Origin of the sequence: Acinetobacter sp. VT 511, from assembly GCF_001077515.1 — a bacterium.
Lineage (GTDB): Bacteria > Pseudomonadota > Gammaproteobacteria > Pseudomonadales > Moraxellaceae > Acinetobacter > Acinetobacter schindleri.
In genome coordinates this window covers 1-6,869 of the sequence record NZ_LFRE01000119.1, presented here as the reverse complement: position 1 = coordinate 6,869, position 6,869 = coordinate 1, and the positions used below count along the sequence as shown (strand labels likewise).

Annotated in this window: 8 protein-coding genes and 2 tRNA genes; 6 read left to right on the top strand and 4 right to left on the bottom strand. The window is 41.8% G+C overall.

Annotation, left to right across the window (positions count from 1 at the left end; genetic code table 11):
* Nucleotides 1–224: GNAT family N-acetyltransferase (locus tag ACS72_RS16880; protein ID WP_048882826.1), on the top strand; the 224-nt coding region annotated here is incomplete at its 5' end.
* Nucleotides 225–923: 699 nt separating this feature from the next.
* On the top strand, nt 924–1,154 hold the full coding sequence (locus ACS72_RS18500; RefSeq protein WP_048882825.1) for a hypothetical protein: 231 nt from the start codon (nt 924–926) through the stop codon (nt 1,152–1,154).
* On the opposite strand, the gene ACS72_RS16870 is transcribed toward ACS72_RS18500, so the two are convergent.
* Nucleotides 1,151–1,753: a glycoside hydrolase domain-containing protein gene (locus ACS72_RS16870; protein WP_212771731.1), complete on the bottom strand. Its 603-nt coding sequence runs from the start codon at nt 1,751–1,753 to the stop codon at nt 1,151–1,153. The two genes, ACS72_RS18500 and ACS72_RS16870, sit on opposite strands and share 4 nt — an antisense overlap.
* 142 nt (nt 1,754–1,895) lie before the next feature.
* Between ACS72_RS16870 and ACS72_RS18105 the strand changes: the two genes are divergently transcribed.
* The 3 genes from ACS72_RS18105 (at nt 1,896) to ACS72_RS16855 (ending at nt 3,559) form a co-directional block, all read left to right on the top strand.
* Nucleotides 1,896–1,981, top strand: a tRNA-Asn gene (locus ACS72_RS18105).
* Nucleotides 1,982–2,379: 398 nt separating this feature from the next.
* Nucleotides 2,380–2,850 carry an IS5/IS1182 family transposase gene (locus ACS72_RS16860; protein WP_048882823.1) on the top strand — a complete coding sequence of 157 codons (471 nt, stop codon included), beginning with the start codon at nt 2,380–2,382 and terminating at the stop codon, nt 2,848–2,850.
* A gap of 238 nt (nt 2,851–3,088) precedes the next feature.
* Nucleotides 3,089–3,559 (top strand): Lrp/AsnC family transcriptional regulator, encoded by a 471-nt coding sequence (locus tag ACS72_RS16855; RefSeq protein ID WP_004815486.1) that lies wholly within the window; start codon nt 3,089–3,091, stop codon nt 3,557–3,559.
* A 135-nt stretch (nt 3,560–3,694) separates the two neighbouring features.
* Here ACS72_RS16855 and ACS72_RS16850 read toward each other — a convergent pair whose 3' ends face one another.
* Both ACS72_RS16850 and ACS72_RS16845 read right to left on the bottom strand, forming a co-directional pair.
* On the bottom strand, nt 3,695–4,444 hold the full coding sequence (locus ACS72_RS16850; RefSeq protein WP_008304266.1) for a YebC/PmpR family DNA-binding transcriptional regulator: 750 nt from the start codon (nt 4,442–4,444) through the stop codon (nt 3,695–3,697).
* Between the two features lie 256 nt (nt 4,445–4,700).
* On the bottom strand, nt 4,701–5,261 hold the full coding sequence (locus ACS72_RS16845; protein WP_048882822.1) for a 1-acyl-sn-glycerol-3-phosphate acyltransferase: 561 nt from the start codon (nt 5,259–5,261) through the stop codon (nt 4,701–4,703).
* Nucleotides 5,262–6,039: 778 nt separating this feature from the next.
* On the opposite strand from ACS72_RS16845, the gene ACS72_RS16840 reads away from it, so the two are divergent.
* Nucleotides 6,040–6,116 (top strand) — tRNA-Ile (locus ACS72_RS16840).
* A gap of 237 nt (nt 6,117–6,353) precedes the next feature.
* Here the strand turns inward: ACS72_RS16840 and ACS72_RS16835 are convergent.
* Nucleotides 6,354–6,824, bottom strand: a complete 471-nt coding sequence (locus ACS72_RS16835; protein ID WP_048882821.1) for an IS5/IS1182 family transposase — start codon at nt 6,822–6,824, stop codon at nt 6,354–6,356.
* Nucleotides 6,825–6,869: the final 45 nt, after the last annotated feature.

Here is a 6,869-nt window from a genome sequence, read left to right as displayed (position 1 = left end):
TCCTGCCTGAACATTGGGGCAAAGGTCAAGGCACATCCATTGCGTCACGGTTGATTATTCAGGCACAAGCCGCAGGGATTGGATCACTCTATGCAGTTATCGATCCGGGTAACGCTGCTTCTCGCCGGATCTTGACCAGACAGAACTTTGTATCCACCTGGACAGGCGATTACGATGGTCTTCCCGGTGAGATTTTGGAGTTAAATCTTCAAATGAAGCGGTAAAGGAACTATTCTGAGGGTAATCAGATAATATAGGGCATTTTGCATGAGATGGCTGGAACTCATTATCACCATGGTGCATGGGTTCACCCATGTACATTTCATGCAAGATGCTTATATAGAGATGTGGAGGAGATGACATATGAGCAATTCAACCATGGAACTCGCAATTGGACCCTTCCAAATTCACACCAAGTGGTTATGGAGAGTATCACCCAATTGCCAGCAATGACACCAATACGGGACGGGCACAGAATCGCCGTGTAGAGGTATCTATCATTCGGAAGTATCAAAGTAACAATACAAATGTAAAAGCCGTTGGCGGAGGAAACTAGAGGCCTGCAGCGATTCATTAACCAAAGACCGTTCTCCAGGTACAAGGAGAACGGTCTTTTGGGTTTATATAAGGCTTATGCCTGGTTCATCTACATATTTCCTTACTATTCGGTATTATTGACCAGTCTTCATTAACTCTGCACACCAAAAAGCCCTGCACTCCCTTACGGAAAGCAGAGCTTTAATCAGTTAAATTAGTCAAAGTCGATCAACTATTCCAGTGGCCGAACGCGAGATCAGCGTGTTCTAACCGCGATAACGTGCTCTTCTTTAATTGTCGGGTATGCTTTATTGTTAAGTGGTATCGCTTCGCTCGTTACCATCGGTGTCACGTTGGCAGGAATAGGCGCTGGAGCTTCATTTGGAATGGTAACGATGTTCTTCGTCCTTCGCACAAAAGATGCCAGACAAGCTGCCAGCCTGTCCGGTATGGCCCAGTCCTTCGGATATATGCTAGCGGCAATTGGACCTTTACTGTTCGGTATGCTTCATGACTGGACAAAAGGATGGACTCTGCCGTTGCTAATACAAGTCATTCTGGCCATCGCTTTGTTAATCGCAGGGATTCAGGCCAGCAAAAATAGAATGATCGGTTAGCCATACAATTCATTTATATCCTTGCCCTGGAGCGGCCAGACGAGCGGGCCGAAGGGCGACTGCGCCGTCTGGCGGATCAGATCGTCGACGAAGTGCTTGCTCCGCTCCGGCGCGACAAGCGTGAGCAGCGGCAGCTGCGCGCGATAGACGTCCCAGAGCGAATAGCTGCTATAGGCAGCGGCATCGGCCGGCACTTGCTGGATCTTTCCGTCGAGCCCCGGATAGCGGCCATCGACGTCGGAAAGTAGCGTGGGCGCCAGCAGCGCGTGATAGAAGGCGGAAGCCATGACCACGCGCTGGTCCGGGGTGCCGCCCTCGACCGCGATCCCGCCCAGAGCCGCATTCCACCGCGCCGCCGCCGCGTTCCGCACCCGATCGAAATTCCAGTGCGTCGCGTGCGGCGCCAGGTTCGCCCGGGCGTAGGCTTGGACAGTCCTACGATCGCCGACGTCGACGCGGCGCCGGTTGCCGACGCGAACCCAGCCGGGCCCGACTTCAAGGCTTGATGATAAGCGGGCTTCGGGCGCCGCCTTGCCGGCGTGACCGAGTCCGGCGAAGCTCTTGAGCAGAGATGAGCCGCTGCGAATATGGCGAACCATATGTCCGTCTGGGACCTTGTCCATGGCGACGGAGAGCTTCTCCAGGACGTCGGCCGGAATAATCCTGCTAATTGGCTCCCTCGCTGTTGAATGGTCATTTTTCCGGGCGAGGATAGCAGCTGCCCAGGCAATGAGGCGAGAGATCGCGTGCGTTGCAGGGATGGCGATCGATCCGCATGCGGACTGTTAATCCGCAGGTCCCTGGTTCGAGCCCAGGTGGGAGAGCCAGGATTCCCGAAAACCCCCCCATTGCGAAGGGGGCTTATTTTTATATCGCTATTTTTAGGTTTAAATCGTGGTGGTCGGTATGCGCTGTGCCACATCATTACCGACGTTTCAGATCATTTATAAGTTAAGGCTTATTAAAAGCTGACCACTGGCCTGTTTTACTTAAATATAACAGTTTGAACTAAAAACCTTTTCGACTATCTTTCAAACACTTGATTCAATTTCTACAGCTTTTTCCCAAAAGTTCCTTTTCACTGTTTCGACGCCCACTAGGAGCGCCACTCTATCCCCCCACAGCGCACTCGGTAGAGCGACGGACTGTTAATCCGCAGGTCCCTGGTTCGAGCCCAGGTATTTACCCGAGGGCGAAGGCATCGACTGGAATGTTGTGATCGTGGATGCCACGGAAATTCCAATCCAAAGGCCTAAAAAAACAGAAGAAAAGCTATAGCGGCAAGAAAAAGACCGATACCTTTAAAGTACAGGCCATGATTCACTACAAAACTCAGCAAATTCTGAGTTTATGTACCAGTCGCGGTGCAGTGCATGATTTCGAGTTGTTCAAACGCAATTTAAACCAGATTCCTTTTGGGGCTTTTATCCTTGCAGATAAAGGCTATCAGGGGATTTATGTGTTGTATCCGAATAGCCTGTTGTCATTAAAAGCCAAGAGACACTGTAAATTGGATCCTGAATTGAAAATCTATAATCAGGAAATCAATAAAAGAAGAATCGGAATTGAGCATGTATTTGGCAGCCTGAAAACCTTCAAAATCCTTGCTGAGCGTTATCGAAATAGAGGTAAAAGGCTTGGTTTGAGATTCAATTTAATCGCTGGAATCTACAACTTGGAACTGAGCAAAAAATGATTTATGAAAGAGATTTAAAGCTTTAAATAGATTAATTTATTATAAATAATAATGGTTTATTAGATATTTGCGTTTATCTAAAATATATTTTATGCGATGAATGACTATCGAAATGACTTAAATTTCCTCTAGATCATCATCTGGTATTTTTTTGCAAATATCTGGTAATTTATGAAAAAAATATCAATATTATGCGTAAAATAATGATGTATTTTAATAAAGTGGCAAGAGATTAAAGATGGAATTAGATCGTTTTGATAAGCACATTCTTGAAATTTTGACCCATGAAGATGTCAATTTGAATGAACTCTCTGAACGGGTGAATCTTTCGGTCAGCTCGGTTCACCGCCGTATTAAACAGTTGATTGACCATAATATTATTAGTGGTCTAAAACGGGAAATTAATTATCAAAAGCTTGGTTTCAGTCTGCATGTACTTTTGCAGGTTTCCTTAAGCAAACATGATAGTGACACTTTTGCCAAATTTCTGGGTGAGCTGGAAAGTATTCCTGAAGTGATTAATGCCTTTCTAGTAACAGGACAATCGGCAGATTTTATTGTCGAAGTAGTCGCACGTGATATGGAAAACTATAGTGAGATCCTGCTTAACAAGATCGGCAAGATTGAACATGTGGTCGCACTGCATTCCAGCTTCGTGATCAAGGAATATAATGTTTTTAACTGCAGTGGCTTACTCAATAAAGTTTAATTGAAGGGAGAGCACTATCTAAATATTTGTCTCCGAATAACTAAGTAAATTGATTGAAATCACCTACAAAATGATTCCATAAGATAGATCAAAATAAAAAACGCACCCAAAGGTGCGTTTTTGTCTTCCTGAAGATTAAGCGTCTAGCTGAGCCAATACTTCTTCAGAGAATTCAACGTTGGTATAAACGTTTTGAACATCGTCCAGATCCTCAAGCATATCAATCATTTTCATGATTTTTTTCGCTTGATCAATATCCGTGATTTCAGCTTTGGTAGAAGGGCTCATCACAACTTCAGCATTATCAGATTTTAAACCTGCAGCAGCTAAAGCATCCTGAACTGTACCGAAGCTTTCTGGTGTAGTAATGACCAGGATTTCATCTTCATCAACTTCGATGTCTTCAGCACCAGCTTCAAGAGCAACTTCCATGATTTGATCTTCTAAAGACACATCTTCAAAAGTAATCTCACCACGTTTGGTGAACAAGAATGCAACTGAACCATTAGTCCCTAAGTTACCATCAGTTTTAGAGAAGCAGTGACGTACGTCAGGTACAGTGCGGTTCAGGTTGTCTGTCATTGTTTCTACAATTACGGCAACACCACCTACGCCATAGCCTTCGTAAGTTACTTCTTTAAGATCGTCGTTATCTTCGCCGCCTGCACCACGTTGAATCGCACGGTTGATCACATCACGTGTCATGTTTACAGACAATGCTTTTTCGACAACAGCACGTAAACGTGGGTTGCTACCCGCATCTGGTCCGCCGAGTTTTGCAGCAGTAGTTAATTCACGAATATATTTGGTAAAAAGTTTACCGCGGCTAGCATCTTGTTTTGCTTTACGATGCTTAATATTGGCCCACTTGGAATGACCCGCCATGCGAAATATGCTCCTTGTAGATTGGCTGTATGCCTATCGAATTGGGCAAATTCTACCATAAGGGCTTTTTTTAAAAAAAGAGCCTGGTTTTTAGATTTAACGATAATGACAAAAAAATAGACGCACTGAGAAATTTATTCGGGGATTAAAGGTAATAATTTAGTTTAAAAATAAAAAATGTTTATTGTGGAAAAGAGGATAGAAGGAGAAGAAGAAATGAGATGTTAGGTCATGCATAACATCTCATGGACATACATTATTTTTTTTCAGGGATCACGATATCCAGACCGACATTGTCTTTATAAAGCCGTTTCATTAAAGCCAGGTCATGTTCAAGGTCTGTTGGATAAATTTTTCCGAAAATGCCACCCTGTTTGGTTTTAGAGTTGGCATACATGAGTACAATCGGCACATTTGCTGCTTTGGCAATATGCCAAAAACCGGTACGAATTGGTCGACGCTCTTCACCATTTTTGGCGCGAGTCGCTTCAGGTGCAATCACCAGATTGAATTTTTCATTACTCTGAAAAAGTTCAACCATCTGGGTCACAATATCCTTACTCGATTTACGATCTACCGGAATACCGCCAATGTTTTCTAATAATGGCTTAAATGGGCCTTTAAATAATTCTTTTTTAATCAAAGTATGAATTTTGATGTCGTATATCTGAAATAAGGCCAGAGAAAGCACGGCATCCATCATTGAAGTATGCTCAAAGCCCACAATCACTTGCTTGTCTTCAAGCACATTTGGTTCAACGTGATATTGCCAACCTGCAAGTTTAAACGCAGATTCGCCAATGAATTTCTTAAACATAGGGGATGGAGTGTGTGAAAAAAAACATAATTTGTGCTTGTTCTTATATTTCGTCAAGTTGAATTAATTTAAAAGCCTTAAATACATTCAAAAAGCAAGTGAATAAATATATAGAGTAACGGCTAATTAAGATCTAAAAACAATAACAAAATTAATTTTAATTAGTTAAACGTCTTATAATAGATAAAAATACTCTTAAAAATGCTAAAAAATGGCTGTTCAGTACAAAAAATAGTTATTAGACTTTTGTCGAAGTCCAGGGATATGTTTCGGCTTTAAGACACTTCCAATCATGTTTGCTAGAGAGGATAAAGAATGACTTATTTAACGGCTTTGGTGCTCTCATTGTTCATTTTTGCACTCATTGTTGTATGGTCTTTGATCGAAATTTATCTGGATATGCGCAAAAAAGAGAATTTGGAGCACGAAGCTTAAGCTTTTAATTAATTTCATAGCTGAATTGATCCGAATATAAAAATTAATTCAGCCATTCAAAGTATGTAAATAATTATATATAAAAAGTATAAAAGCATAGTTGAGAGTTAATTTTTAAATATATTTTGATAGCAGCTCTGTTTTGTAAAGAAATGGAAATTTTCCTTCTGAATGACTATGAGAGCCTTCTAAAGTATGAGGAATTTCCAAAGTGTCTATTTTTTCTAATTTATAATTGATGATGAAGTGTGCAAGTGGGCATAAAAAGGCTTGTCTTTTAAAAAAATCTTAGCTAGTATTCTTGTCGCCTAAACCTATTGATAAATAAGGTTTTCAGCATATAGGGCCTATAGCTCAGTTGGTTAGAGCAGCGGACTCATAATCCGTTGGTCGACAGTTCAAGTCTGTCTGGGCCCACCATATAAATCAACCTCTTGCGTGCATTAATCGTAAGGGGTTTTTTTAATTAAAATAAAAAGGTAGCGAATAGGTAGCAAGAATGACGACAAAAATGTTTCCATTTTTAGATGAACACCTACCATCTGAATTTTTTGCTTCTGTCATGTGAGGCAAATTTTGGAAGCCACGAGTTTGAATGGGTTTCGTTGCACAAACCTATTTCTAAAGGCTTATTCTGCAATAGACCTCTTTCATAAATCATTTTTTGCTCAGTTCCAAGTTGTAGATTCCAGCGATTAAATTGAATCTCAAACCAAGCCTTTTACCTCTATTTCGATAACGCTCAGCAAGGATTTTGAAGGTTTTCAGGCTGCCAAATACATGCTCAATTCCGATTCTTCTTTTATTGATTTCTTGATTATAGATTTTCAATTCAGGATCCAATTTACAGTGTCTTTTGGCTTTTAATGGCAACAGGCTATTCGGATACAACACATAAATCCCCTGATAGCCTTTATCTGCAAGGATAAAAGCCCCAAAAGGAATCTGGTTTAAATTGCGTTTGAACAACTCGAAATCATGCACTGCACCGCGACTGGTACATAAACTCAGAATTTGCTGAGTTTTGTAGTGAATCATGGCCTGTACTTTAAAGGTATGGGGCTTTTTCTTGCCGCTATAGCTTTTCTTCTGTTTTTTTAGGCCTTTGGATTGGAATTTCCGTGGCATCCACGATCACAACATTCCAGTCGATGCCTTCGCCCTCGGGTAAAT